We start from the raw sequence: 20,674 nt of genomic DNA, 5'->3' as shown, positions 1-20,674 counted from the left end.
AATGTGGCGTTCCTGTCCGTTTCTTGCCCAATCCTCTGAATTTATCCGCGCGGGGCGTCGCCAAAGACGTTGTAGTCCGGTAATTGCACCTGCTGATACGGCTCCCAGCCGCCACCCAGAGCTTTGTAGAGCGCCACCAGATCGAGCGCGCTCTGCACCTGCGCCTGTGCGCGCTGCTGCTGGGCCTGCGCAAGCTGACGCTGGGCGTCCAGCACGTCGATAAAGCTGGCGATCCCCTGTCGGTAGCTGTCGCTTGCCAGGTCGAACGCGTTTTGCAGCGCGTCGATGGTCTTCGCGAGGCCCGCTTCACGCTGCTGGTCGGTGCGATAGCTCACCAGCGCATTTTCCACATCCCCGAGCGCGGTGAGCACCGTCTGGCGATAGTCCAGCACCGCTGCGCCCTGCTGCGCACGCGCCACCTTGACGCTGGAAACCAGCCGTCCGCCCTGGAAGATGGGAATGGAGACCTGCGGACCGAAGCTGTAGAAGTGGCTGCTCCAGTCGGTCAGCCAGTTAGTTTCGCTGTTGCGCAGGCCAAACTGGCCGGAAAGCGTAAAGCTCGGAAACAGCTCGGCCACCGAGACGCCGATTTGCGCCGTGGCGGCGTGAAGGTTCGCCTCCGCTTCGCGCACGTCCGGACGACGGCGCGCCAGCGTCGACGGAATGCCCGTTTGCACGATATCAGGCAGGGCAGGCATCGGCTGCACGCTTTGCAATTCCGCATCCAGCGCGCCCGGTGGCTTGCCGAGCAGGATCGCCAGGCCGTTCATCGCCTGCCGCTCCTGCGCCTGATACTGCGGCAGCTGCGCTTCAAGATTCCCCAGCTGCGCCCGGGCATTTTCCACATCCATCTGCGGAGACAGCCCGCCGCGCTGGCGGCTTTCGGTCAGATCCAGCGTCTGCCGGGCGCTCTCAATCTGTGTGTTCAGCGTGACGATAATGCTCTGCGCCCCGCGCAGCTGGAGCCACGCCCGGGCCACTTCGGCCTCCAGCGACACCAGCGCGTCGTTACGCTGCTCTATCGCCGCTTTCTGCTGCGCTTCGGCGGCCTCCACCTGACGGCGCACCTTGCCCCAAAGGTCGATTTCCCACTGGGCGTCGAAGCTGCCCTGGTAGAGGTTAACCGGCTGCGTCAGCGGACCCAGCGAGCCTCTAAGTTCAGGATCGACGTTATCCAGCTGGTCGTACACGCCGTGGGATTTTAGCTCCCCTTCCAGCCCGAGCTGCTGGCGCGTCGCCTGCAGATTACCGTTCACCGACGGATAAAACGCGCCGCCCGCCTGGTTAATCTGTTCACGCGCGCCGGCAATGCGCAGCACCGTTTGCTGCAGCGTCAGGTTTCCCGCGATGGCGCGTTCAACCAGGCTGTCGAGCTGCGGCGAACCGAAGGTCTTCCACCAGCGCGGGTTGGTCGCGGCGGAGGTGGTTTGCGATTTCACCCCGCCGTCGTCCTTATCGTTCCAGTGCGTAACGGCGGGCGGCGCAGGCTGCTGGTAGTCCGGCCCGACGGCACAGCCCACCAGCAGCATCATTATCATCAGGGGGTGTAAACGTCTGTGTATCATCAATGTGCTCCTGCACTCCCCTCGCTCTTAACCGGCGAGAGCAACAAACAAAATGGGATCAGTAAAAAGGCCACCGCGCTCAGGAGGGTGAAAACGTCGATGTAGGCCAGGAAGCGCGACTGTTCGATCATGGTCTGGTACATGCGTCCGGTGGCAATTCCCGTAGGGTCGCCCACCTGGGTGGTGAAGTTTTGAATCGCCTGGGCGCTTTCGCGAATCGCCAGCTGAAACTGTTCGTTAAACGGCGAAGCGTGGTATGCCAGATGGGCGCTGTGCGCCTGCGCGCGTTCGGTTATCGCCGCCGTCGAGAGCGAAATCCCAATCGAACCGGCCACGTTGCGGAACATGGTAAACAGCGCCGCCGCGTCGGCGTTGAGCCGCCTCGGTATCGAGATAAAGGCAATGGTGGTCAGCGGCACAAACAGGAACCCCAGCCCAATCGACTGGGCGCTGCGGAACAGCACCAGCGTTTCGAAGTCGATATCCGGCGTCAGCGTGCGCGACCAGAAGAACGACACCGCGAGGCAGGTAAAGCCAAAGGCGATGATCCAGCGCGTCTGCACCACCGGCATCAGCTTCAGCACCAGCGGGATGGTTAACACAATCAACACCGCGCCGGGCGACAGCACCAGCCCTGACCAGGTGGCGGTATAGCCCAGGTCCTGCTGCGCCAGCTGCGGGATCACCACCGAGCTGCCGTACAGGATCATCGCCATCCCTGCCATTAACAGGCTGGAAATGGCGAAGTTACGGTCCTTCATGCAGTGCAGATCCACCACCGGTTTTTTGGCATACAGCAGCCAGTAAATCGCGCCGATAATGCCGATGAGCGTCAGCACCGCGAAGGTGCGGATAAAGTTCGAGTAGAACCAGTCGTCATCTTCACCCCGGTCGAGCATCACCTGCAGGCAGCCCAGGCCGAGGGCGATCAGGCCGATCCCCGTCCAGTCGACGGTCAGCTTCTCTTTTGACTTGCTCTCCCACGGTGGATCTTCCAGCAGCTGGTAGATCGCCAGTACCGTCACAATCCCCACCGGAATGTTGATAAAGAACACCCAGCGCCAGGAGTAGTTATCGGTGATCCAGCCGCCCAGCGTCGGGCCAAGCACCGGCGCAACGATGATGGCAATGGACGACAGACCAAAGGCCTTACCCCTGTCCTCCGGCTTGAAGTAGTCGAGCAGCACCGACTGCTGCGTGGGCTGCAGCCCGCCGCCAAAGAAGCCCTGCATCACGCGGAACAGGATGATTTGCCACAGCTCGGTGGCGATGCCGCACAGAAACGAGCAGATGGTGAACATCACGATGCAGATTAAGAAGAACTGCTTGCGGCCAAACAGGCGACTGAGGAAGGCAGAGATGGGCAGCACGATGCCGTTCGCCACCAGGTAGCTGGTCAGCACCCAGGTGGATTCGTCATAGCTGGCCGAGAGCGACCCGGCCACGTGCGGCAGCGCCACATTGACGATGGTGGTGTCCAGAATTTCCATAAACACCGCGAGGGTGACAACAATTGCCACCGCCCACGGGTTGCTGGCGGGCTTCCAGCTATCGTGGCTGTGGTCCGTCATTCCACCGTCACCTTCGGTTCGACCGACAGCCCCAGCGGCAGCGGCCTGTTCGGATCCAACCCCTTATCAATCACGATTTTCACCGGCACGCGCTGGACGATTTTGACAAAGTTACCGGTGGCGTTTTCCGACGGGAACGCGGAGAAGCGCGAACCGCTGCCCTGCTGGATGCTGTCAATGTGGCCTTCAAGTTCCATATCCGGCCAGGCATCCACAGAGACGCTGACCTTGTCACCGGGCTTCATGCGCTCCAGCTGCGACTCTTTGAAGTTCGCCACCACCCACACGTTCGGGGAAACCAGCGAGAACAGCGCCGTACCCGCCTGCACCAGCGTGCCGGGCTGTACGTTGCGTTTGGTGACGAAGCCGTCGAACGGGGCGCGGACTTCGGTGTAAGAGAGATTCAGGTTCGCGTTTTCCAGCTGCGCTTTGGCCTGATCGACCTGACGTTCGCGGGCTTCAACGTTGGTTTCCTGCTGACGAATTTGTAGCTGTACCTGCTCCGCCACTTCCAGCTGCGCCTGGGCGCTGGCCAGTCCGGCCTGCGCACTGCGCAATTGGGCATTCGCAGAATCGATACTTTGCTGCGTGGTCGCACGCGGGTCAACGCCGCGCTGACGGCGGTACTCCGCCTGGGCGTTCGCCATATCGGCCTGCGCTTTTAGCACCTGCGCTTTGGCTTCGTCACGCTGGGCAGGATATTGCACCTTCGAGAGCGCCAGCTGTGCCTGAGCCTGGTGGAGCTGAGCAAGCGCCAGCCCAAGCTGCGCCTGAGCCTGATCGCGCTGAGCCGTAGTATCGCGAGGATCGATAACCACCAGCAGATCCCCTTTCTTCACGCGCTGGTTATCACGCACGCGAAGCTCGGTGACGTATCCCGCCGTTTTGGGGGCAATGGTCACCACGTCACCGTCGGTAAAGGCGTCGTCGGTCGTCTCTTCGTTACGGGTTAAAAACCACCAGACCAGCGCCACGACGACCATTACCACCACGACAACGCCGAGGATAATTAACGGTTTTTTGCCCGGGCGCTTGCGCGCATTATTGTTGTTTTCCTGCTCGTCAGCAGGCGGGTTTTGATCTTCAGCCATAGGTCAGCAACGGTCCTGTCAGTGAGCGGCATCACACTATGCCGTTCACTAAAGCTAGGACGTTGCTATACATTTGCCAGGATAAACTGACAAATAGCGCACTATATGAGAAGGAATAGTCCGAAACCGATCGCGGCTGCCCACATCAGCATCGGGACCGACCATAAATGGAAGCGCCACCAGATGCGGCGGTCGTTGGCCATGCGCAGGGCAATCAGGTTGGCAAGGGAACCGGGCAATAGCCCAAACCCGCCGATGTTTACCGCCCAGGCCAGAAGGGTGTCAGGCGGAACATAGTTGAGCAGCAGAATGGTCGACGGCACGTTGCTGATAAACTGCGACAGGCCAATCGCCGTCAGCCACAGTCCCGGCTGCGACAGACCGCTGACGCCGTGAAGCACATTTTGCAGTGCAGGCAGCTGGATGAGCAGATAGACATCGATAAACATCGCCATGAAGACCAGCAGCAGCGTCCAGTCAACGCTCACCAGCACCCGCCGCGACAGCACTAAAAACCCGGAGGCAACCAGCAGCACGCCCGCCAGCTCAACCTTCATCTCCAGCGCGACCAAAAAGACGATATACAACGCCAGACAGCTCCAGACCAGCCGCGGCTGCCACTGCGGGCCCGTCGTCCCGCTGTGGTACTGCAGTTTTTTATCCGGGAAGGCAAACCAGCAGACCGCCAGCAGGGAAAGCATCATCACCAGCGCCAGCGGAGCCATCTGCCAGGTAAAGGCGGCAAACGACAGGCCCGAACGGCCCCAGAGCAGGATATTTTGTGGATTCCCGATGGGCGTTAACAGCGAGCCAGTGTTCACGGCCAGTGCTTCAAAGATAATCAGACGGCTGACCGGAATTTCACAGAGCTTACGCAGCGTGAGCGTGAGCGGCACGATGATAAACAGTGCGACATCGTTGGTCAGAAACGTCGACAGCACCGCTGCGGAAAAGACCATGAACAGAGACAGCCGGCGCTCGGTGGCAAAACGGCGCACCATTTTGCGTCCCAGAACATCAAAGTAGCCGCTTAGCTCAACCCCTTTGGTGAGCATCATTAAGCCGCTCAGGGTAATAATCGTGCGCCAGTCAATAGCCGCAGGCCAGGCGTGAGGGGTAAAGGGAACAAAGAGGCTTAAGCCTGCACCAATAATCAGTAAGAGATGAAAGAAACGGTCACGCGTCAGGGCTTGCAGGCCGGGGATGTTCATTCAGCAGAAGAACCATATTTGAGTGTAAATTCACGGAACTTCACCAGCGTTTCTTCACTGACGTGGTGCTCCATCCCTTCCGCATCCCGGCGGGCAATTTCCGGGCTGACGCCCAGTACCAGTAAAAAGTTCTCCACGATCTGATGACGCTCGCGGCTCTCCTGCGCCAGCTTTTCGCCTTCTGCCGTCAGAAACACACCGCGCCACGGGATCATCTCGATCAAACCCACTGACGCCAGACGTTTTAACATTTTGGCTACCGTTGGCTGGGAAACGCCCAGCCGCGCGGCCATATCGACCTGACGTGCTTCGCCAACCTCACGGATCAAATCGGAGATCAGTTCCACATAGTCATCAATCAGCTCCCGGCGATGCGCTTCACGCACCTGACGGAACCCTTCTACGTGCTCTTCAACATTCACCAGTTGCGTCGTTTTTTTTGTAGTTGGCTTACCTGCGCGACGGTTCATTGTGCTTCCTCAATGGGGGTGACGCTTCCAGCGTCCTGTAACGGAGCGCACATTGTAAACCATAGCTCTACAAGCACAAAAATTTAACGAATTAGCCATAGCTATACAATATAGCCTGTGCTATATCTGTATGTAATGCAGTCACCCTTCACGGATCGAAGGGATCAGAAATCAGGAGGTCACATGAATGAATTCAAGAGGTGTATGAACGTGTTTACCCACTCTCCTTTTAAAGTGCGCTTAATGCTGTTGAACATGCTGTGCGATATGTTTAACAACAAACCGCAGCAGGATGACAAATCTTCTCACTAAGCGGCGTCGCGGTACGCCGCTTCATTTTTCCGTCACAAACCCCATGTAAACTGGCCTCTGGCCGCCTTAATCCCGATCTTTTTTACGGATTTGCAGTCTCCCTCGCAAAACATCTGTTTAGCAACTGTTGACCTTATTTCACGCTCGCACTATCTTCTTGCAGCCCTGCACCATTTGCGGCTCGCTGAAGCGGACCCTCATTCCCTCTCCACGCACTGTCAGGCAGGCTTTGACCCTTGGCGCCAGGGTGAGCACATGGCGTTTTCATGATAGTGATCTATGAACTTAACCCTGAAAGAAACACTTGTTACCCGCAGCCGGGCCTTAAGCCCGTGGACGGGATTCTACTTTCTGCAATCGCTGCTGATTAACTTTGCGCTTGGCTACCCGTTTAGCCTGCTCTACGCCGTGGCATTTACCTGCGTGCTCCACGTGCTGTGGCGGAGTGCCCCGCGCGTGCAGAAAGCATTGGTCGGGGTCTGTTCGCTGGTTGCTGCGATGTATTTCCCGTTTGGCCAGGCCTACGGCGCGCCAAACTTCAATACCCTGCTGGCGCTGCATTCGACCAATATGGAAGAGTCGACGGAGATCCTGACGATCTTCCCGTGGTACAGCTACGTTGTCGGGCTCTTTATCTTCGCTTTGGGCGTTATCGCCATCCGCCGTCAGTCAGGCGAGAAAAAATCCTGGGGTAAGATAGAAATACTCTGTCTGGTGTTCAGCATTGCCGTGGCGTTTGTCGCCCCCATCCAGAATATTCCCTGGGACGGTAAGCTACGGCTCATCAATATCGGCTATCCGGTTTTCCGCTTCGTGAAAGACGTCGTGGTTAATAATAAAGAGGTTCTCGACGAGCAGGCGCGTATGGCTGAACTCTCCACCATGAAAGACACCTGGAACGTGCTGGCCGTGAAGCCTAAGTACCATACCTACGTGGTGGTGATTGGCGAAAGTGCGCGCCGCGATGCGCTCGGTGCTTTTGGCGGTCACTGGGATAACACGCCGTTTGCCAGTTCGGTTAACGGTGCCCTGTTTACCGATTACGTCGCGGCCAGCGGCTCGACGCAGAAATCACTCGGCCTGACCCTGAACCGTGTGGTCGACGGCAAACCGCAGTATCAGGATAACTTTGTCACGCTGGCAAACCGCGCGGGGTTCCAGACATGGTGGTTCTCCAACCAGGGGCAAATTGGCGAATACGATACCGCCATCGCCAGTATTGCGAAGCGTGCCGATGAGGTTCAGTTCCTGAAAAGCGGTGATTTTGAAGCCGACAAAAACACGAAAGATGAAGCATTGCTGAAAATGACCGCGCAGGTCTTTGCCACTCAGCGCACCCAGCCACAGCTGATTGTTCTGCACCTGATGGGGTCACATCCTCAGGCGTGCGATCGTACAAACGGAAAGTACACAGAGTTTGTGCAGTCCAAAGAGACATCATGTTATCTCTACACCATGACGCAAACCGACGACCTGCTCAGCAAGCTCTATGCCCAGCTGCGCAATACGGGCGACAGTTTCTCGATGGTCTATTTCTCCGATCACGGGCTGGCGTTTAAAGAGCGCGGTAAAGAGGTGCAGTACCTGGCGCACGACGATGCATTTCAGCAGAACTTCCAGGTGCCCTTTATGGTGCTGTCGAGTGACGACAAAAAGCATCGCATCATCAAAGCGCGTCGTTCGGCGAATGATTTCCTGGCTTTCTTTTCACAATGGACGGGGATTGCTGCAGAGCAGATAAAAATTTCTTACCCGTTTGTCTCAAACAAGAAGGCCCCCCCAGTTTACGTTACCAACTTCAAGTTACAGAAAGTTGACTATAACCATCTGGGTACGGACATTTTTGATATTAAGAGTAAGTGATCTCTACCGTCTCGTGCGGTCTGATGCCCTCACCCTGGCCCTCTCCCACAGGGAGAGGGTACAAACTCCCAAAAAAAATCCGCCACAATGGGCGGATTTTTTACTGGCTCACCGAAGTGATTAGAAGCGGTAACCTACGCCTGCGATCCAGGTGCCAACGTCAACGTTGCGGATACGGCTCTGCTCATAGGAGAAGTCCAGAGCAACGTTTTCGATTGGGTTAAACTGCAGACCCGCGCCATAGGAGAAGCCGTAGTCGCTGTTGCTTGCAGTACGGTTCAGACCTTCGTTTTCAGTCTGCTGGAATTTACCGTAACCAACACCTACAACACCGTAGATGCTAGCCCAGTCGTTCAGGCGGTAAGCAGGACCAGCGGTGATACCGTAGTACTGACCTTTGTTATAGGTGCCGTTTTCAGTGCGATCTTTCTCGGTGTAAGTGAAAGAACCGATCACGCCCAGCGGGTTGTTGTCTTGCTCGTAACGATACTTCAGGTTGAAACCGTTAGTTTTGTTCATCACGCCCTGCATATCGCTCTGAGCGTAACCACCGGTAACGGTAGAAGTAGCAGCTACAGCAGTACCTGCGGAAACAGCCAGAACTGCGGCCAGTGCTGAAAGACATGCAATTTTTTTCATAACCACCTCAAATGTGTTCAAGTAAGTCCGTAAGTTTTAAATATATCAAAAAATTTTGCGAAACTCTTTGTGATTCGTAATGTCTAACGAGGTCTTTCCTGTAACAGAACGTTTCCAGAATCAGCTATCTCATTAAAATTACGTTAAATTTTCGCCGCAAAATAGTCATAGTGCGCGCCATCGCCGTTACATTCATCCAGATTATTCCTAATCTGACAGGCGATAAAACCAGCAACGCTTAACTATTTTACGGATTTTCCCTGGTTTTTTTTCAACAGTAGCTCAACCGTGAGCGCATATTTCCATTACACTGCGGCTTTTACCCTATTTGACATAAATTGACAGGAGAAAGGATGCCAGGGTTATCCCGCACGTCATCGGTCTGGATGCCGGTCGCTGTAATACTGATCGCCATGTTGTCGATTCAGAGTGGCGCGTCGCTTGCAAAATCACTCTTTCCTCTGGTGGGCGCGCCGGGCGTTACGGCCCTGCGTATTGCATTAGGGACTCTGATCCTCGTGGTTATCTTTAAACCCTGGCGTCTGCGTTTCAAAAAAGAGCAGCGACTGCCGCTTCTTTTATACGGGCTGGCGCTGGGCGCGATGAACTACATGTTCTACCTCTCTATTCAGACCATTCCACTGGGGATTGCCGTCGCGCTTGAATTTACGGGGCCGCTGGCGGTTGCCCTCTTCTCTTCACGTCGTCCGGTGGATTTCATCTGGGTCGTGTTAGCCGTTCTGGGGCTCTGGTTCCTGCTGCCGCTGGGTCAGAGCGTCGCGCAGATTGATCTGACGGGTGCCGCGCTGGCACTGGGCGCGGGTGCCTGCTGGGCTGTCTATATCCTCACCGGCCAACGCGCCGGGGAGGAGCACGGTCCGGCCACGGTTGCGCTGGGCTCGCTGATTGCCGCCATCATCTTTGTCCCCCTCGGTATGGCGCAGGCCACCGAATCCATCTGGCAATGGTCCATTCTGCCCGTGGGGCTGGCGGTCGCTATTCTTTCTACGGCACTCCCCTATTCTCTGGAGATGATAGCCCTGACGCGTTTGCCGACACGCATTTTCGGTACGTTAATGAGCATGGAGCCTGCGCTGGCGGCTATCTCTGGGATGGTCTTCCTCGGCGAAACGCTGACGTTTACCCAGACGCTGGCACTGTGCTCTATTATCGCGGCCTCTATGGGATCAACGCTGACAATGCGCCCTGAACCCAAAGTGAAGAAAGTTGACATCAATTAATGCTCTATATTCTGCATGGCTTTCTCGCCATGCAGAATATAGGCGCCTTCCACGCTTATCATATTTCGTTACACAAACTGTCATCGTCACGAAATAATCCACAGGGCTACGAACCGGACGTTCAGAATTAAGATTGATCTGTATCAATTTCATAAAAACCTATTATTTTCATAATGATACAAACTCAACATCCTTCTTGCTATTAAACCGATAGGCAGAGCCAAACCGCAGGCAAAAAATCCGGTGCTATACTTAATTCCGTAATTACCTGGGACACAAACATCAAGAGGATATGAGATTATGAGTACCGCTAAACTGGTGAAAACGAAAGCGTCTAATCTGCTTTATACCCGTAACGATGTATCGGATAGCGACAAAAAGGCGACTATTGAGTTGCTGAATCGCCAGGTGATCCAGTTCATCGATCTTTCGCTGATCACCAAACAGGCCCACTGGAATATGCGCGGTGCAAACTTTATTGCCGTTCATGAAATGCTGGATGGCTTCCGCACAGCACTGGTTACCCACCTTGATACGATGGCCGAACGTGCCGTTCAGTTAGGCGGTGTGGCGCTGGGGACCACGCAGGTGATTAACAGCAAAACGCCACTGAAAAGCTATCCGCTGGATATCCATACCGTTCAGGATCACCTGAAAGAGCTGGCGGACCGTTATGCCATCGTCGCGAACGACGTGCGTAAAGCCATCGGCGAAGCGAAAGACGAAGACACGGCTGATATCTTCACCGCCGCCTCTCGCGACCTGGATCAATTCCTGTGGTTTATCGAATCTAACATCGAATAAGCCATACGAATTACCAATGACCCCCTCGCCTCTGGCGGGGGTTTTGCACATTTATGGTGCACACTTTTGCACTGCACACCTGCAAAAGTGAACGAAATGTAATAATCACCTCACACAACCGTTAACGGAAGATTGTTTTTCCGTCAGAATCTGCGCTAAATATCACCTCGTCAGATACGCCAAATGAGTCGCACCAAAATGGTGCCTCACACTGGTGCAACACGACATCATTGCTCCATTTTTTGTGCAATGCGTGACATCATCCCCTTTGTAAAACAACAGCTTGTAAAGTTGGCACGATTTTTTCATGGTGCCTGTCGTTCTCGCAGGGGATCGCCCCGTGGTTATAAAAGGAAATGCTATGAAGTCTGTATTAAAAGTTTCACTGGCTGCACTTACCCTGGCATTTGCAGTGTCCTCTCAGGCTGCCGACAAACTCGTTGTGGCGACCGACACGGCGTTCGTTCCGTTTGAATTCAAACAGGGTGACAAATACGTTGGTTTTGACGTGGATCTGTGGGCTGCGGTCGCAAAAGAACTCAAACTGGACTACACCCTGAAACCGATGGACTTCAGCGGCATCATCCCTGCGCTGCAGACCAAAAACGTTGACCTGGCACTGGCGGGTATCACGATTACCGAAGAGCGTAAAAAAGCGATCGACTTCTCCGACGGCTACTACAAAAGCGGCCTGCTGGTGATGGTGAAAGCCGACAATAACGACGTAAAAAGCGTAAAAGATCTCGACGGTAAAGTGGTGGCAGTGAAGAGCGGTACGGGTTCCGTTGATTACGCGAAAGCGAATATCAAAACCAAAGATCTGCGCCAGTTCCCGAACATCGACAATGCCTACATGGAACTGGGTACCAACCGTGCTGACGCCGTTCTGCACGACACGCCTAACATCCTGTACTTCATCAAAACCGCGGGCAACGGCAAGTTCAAAGCGGTCGGTGATTCTCTGGAAGCACAGCAGTACGGTATCGCGTTCCCGAAAGGCAGCGACGACCTGCGCACGAAAGTTAACGGCGCGCTGAAAACCCTGAAAGAGAACGGCACCTATAACGAAATCTACAAAAAATGGTTCGGTACCGAGCCTAAATAATTTACCTGAATTCAGGTTTGTAACGCCCGGTGGCGCTCACGCTTGCCGGGCCTACGTTTTTCGTTTTTTACCACGGTATACAGGAATACATCATGCAGTTTGACTGGAGCGCCATCTGGCCTGCCATTCCTCTCTTGCTTGAAGGCGCTAAAATGACCCTGTGGATTTCGGTCCTGGGTCTGGTTGGCGGGTTGATTATCGGTCTTGTCGCCGGTTTCGCCCGCACCTACGGCGGCTGGATTGCAAACCACATCGCACTGGTTTTCATCGAAGTGATCCGCGGCACCCCGATTGTCGTGCAGGTCATGTTTATCTACTTCGCCCTGCCAATGGCTTTCAACGATCTGCGCATTGACCCGTTCAGCGCCGCCGTCGTGACCATTATGATCAACTCAGGTGCTTACATCGCAGAAATCACCCGCGGTGCGGTGCTGTCGATTCATAAAGGTTTCAGTGAAGCCGGTCTGGCACTGGGGCTTTCCCGTCGCGAAACGATCCGCCACGTGATTCTGCCGCTGGCGCTGCGCCGTATGCTGCCGCCACTGGGTAACCAGTGGATTATCAGCATTAAAGACACGTCGCTGTTTATTGTTATCGGCGTGGCTGAACTGACCCGTCAGGGGCAGGAGATCATTGCGGGCAACTTCCGCGCGCTGGAAATCTGGAGTGCGGTAGCCGTTGTCTATCTGATCATCACTCTGGTTCTGAGCTTCGTTCTGCGTCGTCTTGAAAGAAGGATGAAAATCCTGTGATTGAATTTAAAAACGTTTCCAAGCACTTTGGCCCAACCCAGGTGCTGCACAATATCGATTTGAGCATCAAACAGGGCGAAGTGGTGGTGATTATCGGGCCATCCGGCTCCGGTAAATCCACCCTGCTGCGCTGCATCAACAAGCTGGAAGAGATCACCAGCGGCGATCTGATCGTCGACGGCCTGAAGGTCAATGACCCGAAAGTGGATGAGCGTCTGATTCGTCAGGAAGCGGGCATGGTGTTCCAGCAGTTCTACCTGTTCCCGCACCTCACGGCGCTGGAAAACGTGATGTTTGGCCCGCTGCGCGTGCGCGGGGCGAGCAAAGCGGCGGCGGAAGCGCAGGCAAAAGATCTGCTGGCCAAGGTCGGCCTGGCCGAACGTGCGCACCACTACCCTTCCGAGCTGTCCGGCGGCCAGCAGCAGCGCGTAGCGATTGCCCGCGCGCTGGCGGTGAAACCGAAGATGATGCTGTTTGATGAGCCGACTTCCGCGCTCGACCCGGAGCTGCGCCACGAGGTGCTGAAAGTCATGCAGGATCTGGCCGAAGAAGGGATGACAATGGTGATCGTGACCCACGAAATCGGCTTTGCTGAGAAAGTAGCGTCCCGCCTGATCTTTATTGATAAAGGCCGTATTGCTCAGGACGGTAACCCGCAAGAGCTTATTGCTAACCCGCCTGGGCAGCGTTTGCAGGAGTTCCTCCAGCACGTCTCCTGATCCCTCGCGTCACACCGAGCCGGGCCCTGCCCGGCTTTTTTACGCCAGATTGTTCCCAAAAATTCCCCTCCGCGCCTCGACTTCTATACTTATCATTTTGTTCGACATTTTCACCGGAGGGCGCCGTGCCGTGGATCCTGTTGCTGTTGATTAGCCTGTTTAGTGCGCCATCGTTCGCCGTCGCAATCCCCGGCGTCACCACCGGAACCACCGCGACGAAGGAGAGTACGCCGCCACCGGAGCCCGATGTCGAAAAGAAAAAAGCCGCCTACGGCGCCCTTGCCGACGTGCTGGAAAACGACGCCGCCCGGCAAGAGTTAATCGGTGAGCTTCGTAAAGTCGCCGCCACGCCATCCCAGGAGGCCGTTCCAGCCATCACTCCGCCCCAGGTGGAGGAGCAAAAAACAGTGCTGGAAAACGTCACCGACGTGAGCCGCCACTATGGGGATGCCCTCTCCTCTCGTTTTGCGCAGCTTTACCGTAACCTGATTGGCTCTCCGCATAAGCCCTTTAATCCTCAGACCTTTTCCACTGCCGTCACGCAGTTTTTAATGCTGGCCGCCGGCGTGTTTATTTTTTACTGGCTGGTGCGCCTGTGTGCCTGGCCGCTGTACCGCAAAATGGGCATCTGGGGGCGGAAAAAAAACCAGCAAAAAAGCAGCTGGCTGCACCTCCCGGCGATGGTCGCCGGAGCCTTTATCATCGATTTACTGCTGCTGGCACTGACGCTGTTTGTCGGTCAGATCCTGGCCGATCGCCTCAATACGGGCAACAAAACCATTGCCTTCCAGCAGGCGCTCTTCCTCAATGCATTTGCACTCATCGAATTTTTTAAAGCGGTGCTGCGCGTCATCTTTTGCCCGCGCGTGCCTGAACTTCGCCCGTTTAATATTAAGGATGAGAGCGCGAAATACTGGGCCGTGCGGTTAAGCGTGCTCAGCGGCCTGATTGGCTACGGCCTGCTGGTGGCCGTGCCAATCATCTCCAACCAGGTCAACGTGCAGTTTGGCGCACTGGCAAACGTGCTGATTATGCTCTGTATTACCGTCTGGTCGCTGTATCTTATCTTTCACAATAAAAAGGCGATCACCGAAAGCCTGCTGCATTTGGCCGACCGTTCCCTCTCCTTCTTCAGCCTGTTTATCCGCGCCTTCGCGCTGGTGTGGCACTGGCTGGCGAGCGCCTACTTTATTGTGCTCTGCTTCTTCTCGCTGTTTGACCCGGGAAATAGCCTGAAATTTATGATGGGGGCGACGTTCAAAAGCCTGGCGATTATCGGCGTTGCGGCTTTTGTATCTGGCCTGCTGTCCCGCTGGATCTCGAAAACCATCACCCTCTCACCGCAGGTACAGCGGAACTACCCTGAACTGCAAAAGCGCGTGAACGGCTGGATGTCGGTATCACTTAAGGTGGCGCGGATTTTGACCGTCTGCGTGGCGATTATGCTGCTGCTGAACGCCTGGGGACTGTTTGATTTCTGGAACTGGCTGCACAACGGCGCGGGTGAAAAAACGGTCGATATTCTGATTCGTATCGCGTTGATTCTGTTCTTCTCCGCCGTCGGCTGGACGCTGCTGGCGAGCCTTATCGAAAACCGTCTGGTGTCCGATATTCACGGTAGGCCCCTGCCCAGCGCGCGGGCAAGAACGCTGTTAACGTTGTTCCGCAACGCGCTCGCGGTGATCATCAGCACCATCACCATCATGATTGTGCTCTCGGAGATCGGCGTGAATATCGCCCCACTGCTGGCGGGTGCCGGGGCGCTGGGGCTGGCGATCTCCTTCGGCTCACAAACGCTGGTGAAGGATATTATTACCGGTATCTTTATTCAGTTTGAGAACGGGATGAACACGGGCGACCTGGTGACCATCGGGCCGCTGACCGGCACCGTTGAGCGAATGTCCATCCGCTCCGTCGGCGTGCGTCAGGACACCGGTGCGTATCACATTATTCCGTGGTCATCGATTACCACCTTCGCTAACTTCGTGCGCGGGATTGGTTCCGTTGTGGCGAACTACGATGTGGATCGCCACGAGGATGCGGACAAAGCGAAGCAGGCGCTGCGGGATGCGGTAGAAGAGTTGATGCAGATGGACGATATTCGCGGGCTGGTGATCGGTGAGCCGTCGTTTGCCGGGATTGTCGGGCTGACGAATACCGCATTCACCCTGCGCGTGTCGTTCACCACCCAGCCGCTGAAGCAGTGGACGGTGCGTTTTGCGCTCGACAGCATGGTGAAAAAGCACTTTGATCTGGCGGATGTGCGGATGCCGGTGCAGACGTATCAGGTATTGCCGCCGACCGCATCGCCGCTGCCACCGCAGGAGCCGACGCTGTAACCGAGCCGGGTGGCGGCTTCGCCTTACCCGGCCTACGACGGGGTACTATTTGCGACGTTTGTTATTGTCCATAAACGTCCAGGCAATAAAGCGGCTCTGTTTCTGGCCTTGCGACATCTCTTTCTTCACCACTTTCACCGCACCGGCTTCGGTCAAGGCGCGGTAGAGCGGCGGCAGGTTATCGCCGCGCGACACCAGCGAGGTAAACCACTTCACCTGACGGCCGAACTGTTTACTTTCTGCAATCATGCGCAGGATAAACGCAACTTCACCCCCTTCACACCAGAGCTCCTGCTGCTGGCCGCCAAAGTTCAGTGCGGCATCTTCCGCCTGCCCCAGGTTACGGCGCTTACGCTCGCTGCCTGCGCGTGCTGTGGCAGCAGAATCATGGAACGGCGGATTACACATCGTGGCATCGTACTGTTCGTTCTTATGAATAATGCCGTTGAAGATGGATTTGTCATCTTTCTGACGACGTAAACGGATCGCCCGGGTTAAACCTGGATTCGCGTTAATAATCGCCTGCGCACTGGCGAATGCCTCAGTGCCAATTTCACTGCCGGTAAAACGCCATTGATATTCATGCGCGCCAATGAGCGGGTAAATCAGGTTTGCCCCGGTGCCAATATCCAGGATTGTCGCCTGCTGTGGAACGACGCCATCATTCCCTTCCGCAAGAAGATCGGCGAGGTGATGGACGTAATCTGCGCGGCCAGGCACGGGTGGGCAAAGAAAGCCTTCGGGAATATCCCAGTGCGTCACGCCATAAAAATGGGCCAGCAGCGCTTTGTTCAGCGTTTTGACCGCCAGAGGATCGGCAAAGTTGACCGAGGGTTCACCCGCTGGCGTCTGTACAATAAAGTCCTGCAACTGAGGGCAGCTCAGGCACAGCGCTTTCATGTCATAGCGGCTGTTATGGCGGTTACGCGGGTGCAATCCCGGCTTTTGGGCAGTCATGGCATTCTCCTTTCAACAGCGGCGTAAGATACCCTTTGCGGACCCAACGGTAAATAACTGTCTGCCCAACGCAAAAACACACCGGAAATCAGTCACCTTTATGTCTATGATCTGTCAGCAAATTGTCAATTTACATCGTTCAAAAAATAAGCAGATCATCATCAAATTTTTGCGCTAAATCACACTCGTCAGGCTTCTAAACTTAAAGGGAATCACCTGTTGTTTCCCCCTGAGGATGTGATTATGAAAAGATATATGACCCTTGTTGTCGCGGGCGCACTGGCAGCCGCATCTTTCTCTGCCTGGTCCGTTCAGTCACTGAATGAAAGCACAGACACCAGCCAGCTGCGTGCTGCCGGTACCGTCTCCGTCAGTCGCGCGAGTAACCTTGACGATCTCCAGGATAAGCTGGCTGAAAAAGCACGTCAGGAAGGTGCCAAAGGTTTCGTGGTGAATTCCGCTGGCGGCGATAACCACATGTATGGCACAGCAACCATCTACAAATAACCGTTCGACCTTCCTCCCGACTGCATCTGCCCCAACAGATGCAGTTTCTTTATTCCCGTCTTGACCGTACGATTTTTAACCCCACATTAGCGTTATGTGTTTTATAAAACCAAACAGGAGAACGCCATGGCTTCCGGTTGGGCAAATGACGACGCAGTAAACGAACAGATCAACAGTACGATTGAAGATGCTGTAGCCCGTGCTCGCGGTGAATTACCGCGCGGTGAAAGCCTGCAGGAATGTGAGGAGTGTGGCGACCCCATTCCCGAGGCGCGGCAAAAAGCCATCCCTGGGGTAAGGTTATGCATCACCTGCCAGCAGGAGAAAGATTCAAAAAACACTTCACATTCGGGATATAATCGCAGAGGATCGAAAGATAGCCAGTTACGTTGACTTTCCTTTACCTAAGTCAACGGAGCAAGCGAATACGTTTACGCTCACGAATTTTCGTACGTCGCGTAGCAAAATGTGCCCTTCATCTTCTCTCTGTAAAGCGCATCGATAAGAACTGTAAAGCGCCCTTCTGAATTTATTAATATTCAATAACTTATTTGTCATTCAATTTTTTTGATTGACCACGTCAATTCTCTTCGATTTTATCTCTTAAGAAAAACCGTGATACTTATCACATCGACGGAACATCGTCCCTTTATCAGAATAACCTGCGAGAGATTAATTATGAAAACCATCAAATATGCTGTAGCTGCTGTTGCCCTGTCTGCTCTGTCTTTCGGCGCTTTCGCTGTAGAGCCAGTGTCTTCTACTCAGGCACAGAACATGAATAAAGTGGGTGTGGTAAGTGCTGAAGGCGCGACCACGCTGGACGGTCTTGAAGCCAAACTGGCTGAGAAAGCTGCTGCTGCAGGCGCAAGCGGATACACCATCACCTCCGCTAACGGCAATAACAAACTGAGCGGCACTGCGGTTATCTACAAATAATCGAACGAATTATGCTCCACCCTCACCGTACCCTCCGGTGAGATGCTCCACCCTCATTGACCCTGTTGTTACCCTTTGTTTGCCCGTCCGCCACTGGACGGGCTTTTTTTTTGCTTAAAACGACTGCGCCACGCGCTGCAGCCCGGCTTCGACGGTTTCTACCTCGCCCGTAGCCAGTAAACAGCAGGCCATTTGCAACCTGATGGAGTGCGGAACGGGGGCATTGCCCGCCAGACACTCAACGATCCAGTGCGCGGTGGTGTGCGGATCTTTTGCCTGTGGCAGGGCCACATCCCTGTTCTCTTCCCCTCGTTCAAGCACTGCACGCGAACCAGCAGAATCAATCAACATGATTTGCGGGCAGCGCAGTGGGTTGGCATACACCTCTCCTTCCGTTCCGTGCATCAATAACGCCCGTCCGCCAATGTCCTCAAAGAACTTGCCAACACGCGTCACGTATTCCGGGTGCGACACGCTGGAAAGACGCAGGGCCGCGTCTTCATTAAACGGCGTGGCCAGTTTCGCCAGCGTGTGAGCACTGTTACGCACCCCCATACGCCAGCGCATTTCAAGCTGTTTTTCCAGCGGCGGGCAGAGCGCGCGTACCGGAATATAGACTGGCTGATGCCCGTCCAGCTTCGCCTGTGCCTGCCCGGCGTGCAGCGTTGGCTCAATCCCCAGCAGTTCAAAGATCGTTTCCGTCAGCACCCGAGTGGGATCTTCACTCACGCCGTGCACCACGACCGGGAATCCAAGCTTATGCAGCAAAATCGCCAGCAGCGGCGTGAGGTTAGCCTGCTTACGCGCGCCGTTATAGCTGGGAATAACAATCGGCATCGGTTTAGCGACGGGCGGCGTTAAGCGCAGCGTTTGCGACTGCATCGCATCATAGAAACCGCGCATTTCGGCTTCGCCTTCGCCCTTAATACGCAGGGCAATCAGGATACCGCCCATCTCCAGCTCGGGAACATCACCGTTGAGCATATGGGTGTACAGGGCACGGGCCGTTTCCTGATCCAGGTCACGGGCGTGATTTTTCCCTCGCCCTACCTCTTTGATAATTTTGCGATAATCCACAACATCTCTCCTTGCGACTCTTTGCAGTTACTATAGCCCTGATAAATGCCTGCTGGGTAATCATTTTCCTCTCCCGCAAGCCTGCGAAAATGCTTTGAGGATAAAAGTGGTCTGAAGATAAATTGAGCGAAAAATAATTCTCAGCGATAGTGCACACCGAATTAATCAGCCACGTGATGATTAATGTCAGAAGTGTCACACTTTCATTCAGAGGATTAAAATGAAAAAATTTATTATTGCGGGCATCGCTGCCGGGATGGCGTGTGCTTCGGTTTCTGCATTCGCATCCAGTGGTGAAGGGCAAATTAATTTCACAGGTGAAATTATTGACTCTGCATGCACGGTCGTAAATGGTTTAAGTAACCCACTTGATGTTTCATTAGGTAAGGTGGCTAAATCTGCATTTACCGGGAGTGGTTCGACGACGTCGACAACCCGTTTTAGTATTCAGCTTAAAGATTGTCCCGAAACCGTTACCAGCGCTTCAGTGACGTTCGGTGGGACGCCGGATAGTGGCAATAAGGATATCCTTGCTGTGACGTCCGGTACCGGTGCTGCATCGGGTGTGGGTATTCAGTTGCTGGATAAAACAGAAAACCCACTGAGTTTATATACGGCTTCCGCCGCATATACCCTCACTTCAGGGACAACAACGAACGATCTGCAGTTTGGTGCACGCTATATTCAGACCGGACAGACTATTTCTGCCGGACTGGCGAATGCCGCATCAACCTTCACCATTGTTTACAACTAATAAAACAGATATTAGCTACCCCGGTAGTTAATATCTGTTATTTTTATTATGGTTTCACTATGCGAAAATATCTTCTGGCCTCCTCCTTTTTATTCATCGCTTCTGTCGCTCATGCGGGTATTACCATCGGCGGCACGCGCGTGGTTTACCCGGAAAATAAAAAAGAATCCTCCATTGGGATCGAAAATCCGGACAATCTCGATTATCTGGTTCAGTCATGGGTCGAAACGGAGGATAAAGCACGCGAAAAAGCACCGTTCCTGATTACACCACCTCTGTTCCGCCTTGATGCGAAGCAGGACAACGTTCTGCGCATCATCAGAACCGGGGGGAATTTACCTGGCGATCGTGAATCCCTGTTCTGGTTGAATATTAAATCTATTCCCTCTTCCGCGCGCAATGAAAACACCAACACACTGCAGATCGCGATTAAAACCCGAATTAAGCTCATCTATCGCCCGACGAGTATTACCGGGAAACCGGAAGATGTTACCACACAATTATCCTGGCACGCGCAGGGTAACCAGCTTATTGTCGAAAACCCCACACCGTTTTATATGAACTTCCAGGAAATAAAGCTGGACGGTAAAAAAGTAGACAAAGCCACCTATGCCGCTCCTAAAAGTGAAACGCATTTCACCACGCCGGGAAATATCACCGCGCACTCGGTAAGCTGGAAAATCATTAATGACTACGGCGGCATCAGCCAGTCATATACCGCGCAAATTAAATAATCATCCAGGGATAGCTGGAAATAA

21 protein-coding genes are annotated in these 20,674 nt (G+C 54.5%); 13 read left to right on the top strand and 8 right to left on the bottom strand.

All coding sequences use genetic code 11. The features are described from left to right. Positions 1 to 41: 41 nt before the first annotated feature. From KW829_RS07315 to mntR, 5 genes are all read right to left on the bottom strand, one after another. Positions 42 to 1,565: an efflux transporter outer membrane subunit gene (locus KW829_RS07315; protein WP_218307921.1), complete on the bottom strand. Its 1,524-nt coding sequence runs from the start codon at positions 1,563 to 1,565 to the stop codon at positions 42 to 44. Further along, complete coding sequence (locus tag KW829_RS07310; RefSeq protein WP_042718973.1) at positions 1,565 to 3,136, bottom strand: DHA2 family efflux MFS transporter permease subunit; 1,572 nt, start codon at positions 3,134 to 3,136, stop codon at positions 1,565 to 1,567. The genes KW829_RS07315 and KW829_RS07310 overlap by 1 nt, the downstream gene beginning before the upstream one ends. Continuing rightward, positions 3,133 to 4,227: an HlyD family secretion protein gene (locus KW829_RS07305; RefSeq protein ID WP_010428945.1), complete on the bottom strand. Its 1,095-nt coding sequence runs from the start codon at positions 4,225 to 4,227 to the stop codon at positions 3,133 to 3,135. Before KW829_RS07305 ends, KW829_RS07310 begins: the two co-directional genes overlap by 4 nt. A gap of 101 nt (positions 4,228 to 4,328) precedes the next feature. Further along, the gene (locus tag KW829_RS07300) at positions 4,329 to 5,438 is read right to left on the bottom strand and encodes an anion transporter (RefSeq protein ID WP_218307920.1); all 1,110 of its coding nucleotides are present in this window, start codon (positions 5,436 to 5,438) and stop codon (positions 4,329 to 4,331) included. Next, a complete protein-coding gene (gene mntR / locus KW829_RS07295; RefSeq protein ID WP_010428939.1) occupies positions 5,435 to 5,908 on the bottom strand; it encodes a manganese-binding transcriptional regulator MntR in 474 nt (157 codons plus the stop codon). The genes KW829_RS07300 and mntR overlap by 4 nt, the downstream gene beginning before the upstream one ends. 183 nt (positions 5,909 to 6,091) lie before the next feature. On the opposite strand from mntR, the gene mntS reads away from it, so the two are divergent. Both mntS and KW829_RS07285 read left to right on the top strand, forming a co-directional pair. Further along, positions 6,092 to 6,220, top strand: a complete 129-nt coding sequence (gene mntS, locus KW829_RS07290; protein ID WP_042718971.1) for a manganase accumulation protein MntS — start codon at positions 6,092 to 6,094, stop codon at positions 6,218 to 6,220. A 279-nt stretch (positions 6,221 to 6,499) separates the two neighbouring features. Further along, entirely contained in the window at positions 6,500 to 8,083 is a 1,584-nt protein-coding gene (locus KW829_RS07285; protein WP_010428932.1) for a phosphoethanolamine transferase, read from the top strand. Positions 8,084 to 8,203: 120 nt separating this feature from the next. Here the strand turns inward: KW829_RS07285 and ompX are convergent, their stop codons facing one another. Continuing rightward, the gene (ompX, locus tag KW829_RS07280; RefSeq protein WP_010428930.1) at positions 8,204 to 8,722 is read right to left on the bottom strand and encodes an outer membrane protein OmpX; all 519 of its coding nucleotides are present in this window, start codon (positions 8,720 to 8,722) and stop codon (positions 8,204 to 8,206) included. Between the two features lie 353 nt (positions 8,723 to 9,075). On the opposite strand from ompX, the gene rhtA reads away from it, so the two are divergent. The 6 genes from rhtA to ybiO all read left to right on the top strand — a co-directional run bounded on the left by rhtA (position 9,076) and on the right by ybiO (position 15,682). Then, positions 9,076 to 9,963 carry a threonine/homoserine exporter RhtA gene (gene rhtA / locus KW829_RS07275; protein ID WP_010428927.1) on the top strand — a complete coding sequence of 296 codons (888 nt, stop codon included), beginning with the start codon at positions 9,076 to 9,078 and terminating at the stop codon, positions 9,961 to 9,963. A gap of 300 nt (positions 9,964 to 10,263) precedes the next feature. Further along, positions 10,264 to 10,767, top strand: coding sequence for a DNA starvation/stationary phase protection protein Dps (gene dps, locus KW829_RS07270; protein WP_010428924.1), 504 nt, complete (start codon positions 10,264 to 10,266; stop codon positions 10,765 to 10,767). Between the two features lie 361 nt (positions 10,768 to 11,128). Further along, a complete protein-coding gene (glnH, locus tag KW829_RS07265; RefSeq protein WP_010428921.1) occupies positions 11,129 to 11,872 on the top strand; it encodes a glutamine ABC transporter substrate-binding protein GlnH in 744 nt (247 codons plus the stop codon). A 92-nt stretch (positions 11,873 to 11,964) separates the two neighbouring features. Then, positions 11,965 to 12,624 carry a glutamine ABC transporter permease GlnP gene (gene glnP / locus KW829_RS07260; RefSeq protein WP_010428919.1) on the top strand — a complete coding sequence of 220 codons (660 nt, stop codon included), beginning with the start codon at positions 11,965 to 11,967 and terminating at the stop codon, positions 12,622 to 12,624. Next, the gene (gene glnQ, locus KW829_RS07255) at positions 12,621 to 13,343 is read left to right on the top strand and encodes a glutamine ABC transporter ATP-binding protein GlnQ (protein ID WP_089598967.1); all 723 of its coding nucleotides are present in this window, start codon (positions 12,621 to 12,623) and stop codon (positions 13,341 to 13,343) included. The genes glnP and glnQ overlap by 4 nt, the downstream gene beginning before the upstream one ends. A 125-nt stretch (positions 13,344 to 13,468) precedes the next feature. Beyond that, positions 13,469 to 15,682, top strand: coding sequence for a mechanosensitive channel protein (ybiO, locus tag KW829_RS07250; protein WP_218307919.1), 2,214 nt, complete (start codon positions 13,469 to 13,471; stop codon positions 15,680 to 15,682). 45 nt (positions 15,683 to 15,727) lie between these two features. Here the strand turns inward: ybiO and rlmF are convergent, their stop codons facing one another. Next, a complete protein-coding gene (gene rlmF, locus KW829_RS07245) occupies positions 15,728 to 16,639 on the bottom strand; it encodes a 23S rRNA (adenine(1618)-N(6))-methyltransferase RlmF (RefSeq protein ID WP_089598965.1) in 912 nt (303 codons plus the stop codon). 243 nt (positions 16,640 to 16,882) lie between these two features. On the opposite strand from rlmF, the gene mcbA reads away from it, so the two are divergent. From mcbA to ybiJ, 3 genes are all read left to right on the top strand, one after another. Beyond that, positions 16,883 to 17,146, top strand: coding sequence for a DUF1471 family periplasmic protein McbA (mcbA, locus tag KW829_RS07240; protein WP_010428903.1), 264 nt, complete (start codon positions 16,883 to 16,885; stop codon positions 17,144 to 17,146). A gap of 126 nt (positions 17,147 to 17,272) precedes the next feature. Then, the gene (locus tag KW829_RS07235) at positions 17,273 to 17,539 is read left to right on the top strand and encodes a DksA/TraR family C4-type zinc finger protein (RefSeq protein WP_010428900.1); all 267 of its coding nucleotides are present in this window, start codon (positions 17,273 to 17,275) and stop codon (positions 17,537 to 17,539) included. Positions 17,540 to 17,824: 285 nt separating this feature from the next. After that, on the top strand, positions 17,825 to 18,085 hold the full coding sequence (ybiJ, locus tag KW829_RS07230; protein WP_029485014.1) for a DUF1471 family protein YbiJ: 261 nt from the start codon (positions 17,825 to 17,827) through the stop codon (positions 18,083 to 18,085). Between the two features lie 114 nt (positions 18,086 to 18,199). Here the strand turns inward: ybiJ and ybiB are convergent, their stop codons facing one another. Next, positions 18,200 to 19,162 (bottom strand): DNA-binding protein YbiB, encoded by a 963-nt coding sequence (gene ybiB, locus KW829_RS07225; RefSeq protein WP_089598964.1) that lies wholly within the window; start codon positions 19,160 to 19,162, stop codon positions 18,200 to 18,202. A 220-nt stretch (positions 19,163 to 19,382) separates the two neighbouring features. On the opposite strand from ybiB, the gene KW829_RS07220 reads away from it, so the two are divergent. Continuing rightward, a complete protein-coding gene (locus KW829_RS07220) occupies positions 19,383 to 19,916 on the top strand; it encodes a fimbrial protein (RefSeq protein ID WP_218307918.1) in 534 nt (177 codons plus the stop codon). Positions 19,917 to 19,975: 59 nt separating this feature from the next. After that, positions 19,976 to 20,650, top strand: a complete 675-nt coding sequence (locus KW829_RS07215; RefSeq protein WP_218307917.1) for a molecular chaperone — start codon at positions 19,976 to 19,978, stop codon at positions 20,648 to 20,650. Positions 20,651 to 20,674: the final 24 nt, after the last annotated feature.

The sequence above is a fragment of the Enterobacter sp. ENT02 genome (genome assembly GCF_019219165.1).
In the GTDB taxonomy this organism is placed as follows: domain Bacteria; phylum Pseudomonadota; class Gammaproteobacteria; order Enterobacterales; family Enterobacteriaceae; genus Enterobacter; species Enterobacter mori.
The sequence above is the reverse complement of the archived record's forward strand: the minus strand, read 5'-3'. Positions and strand labels throughout refer to the sequence as shown.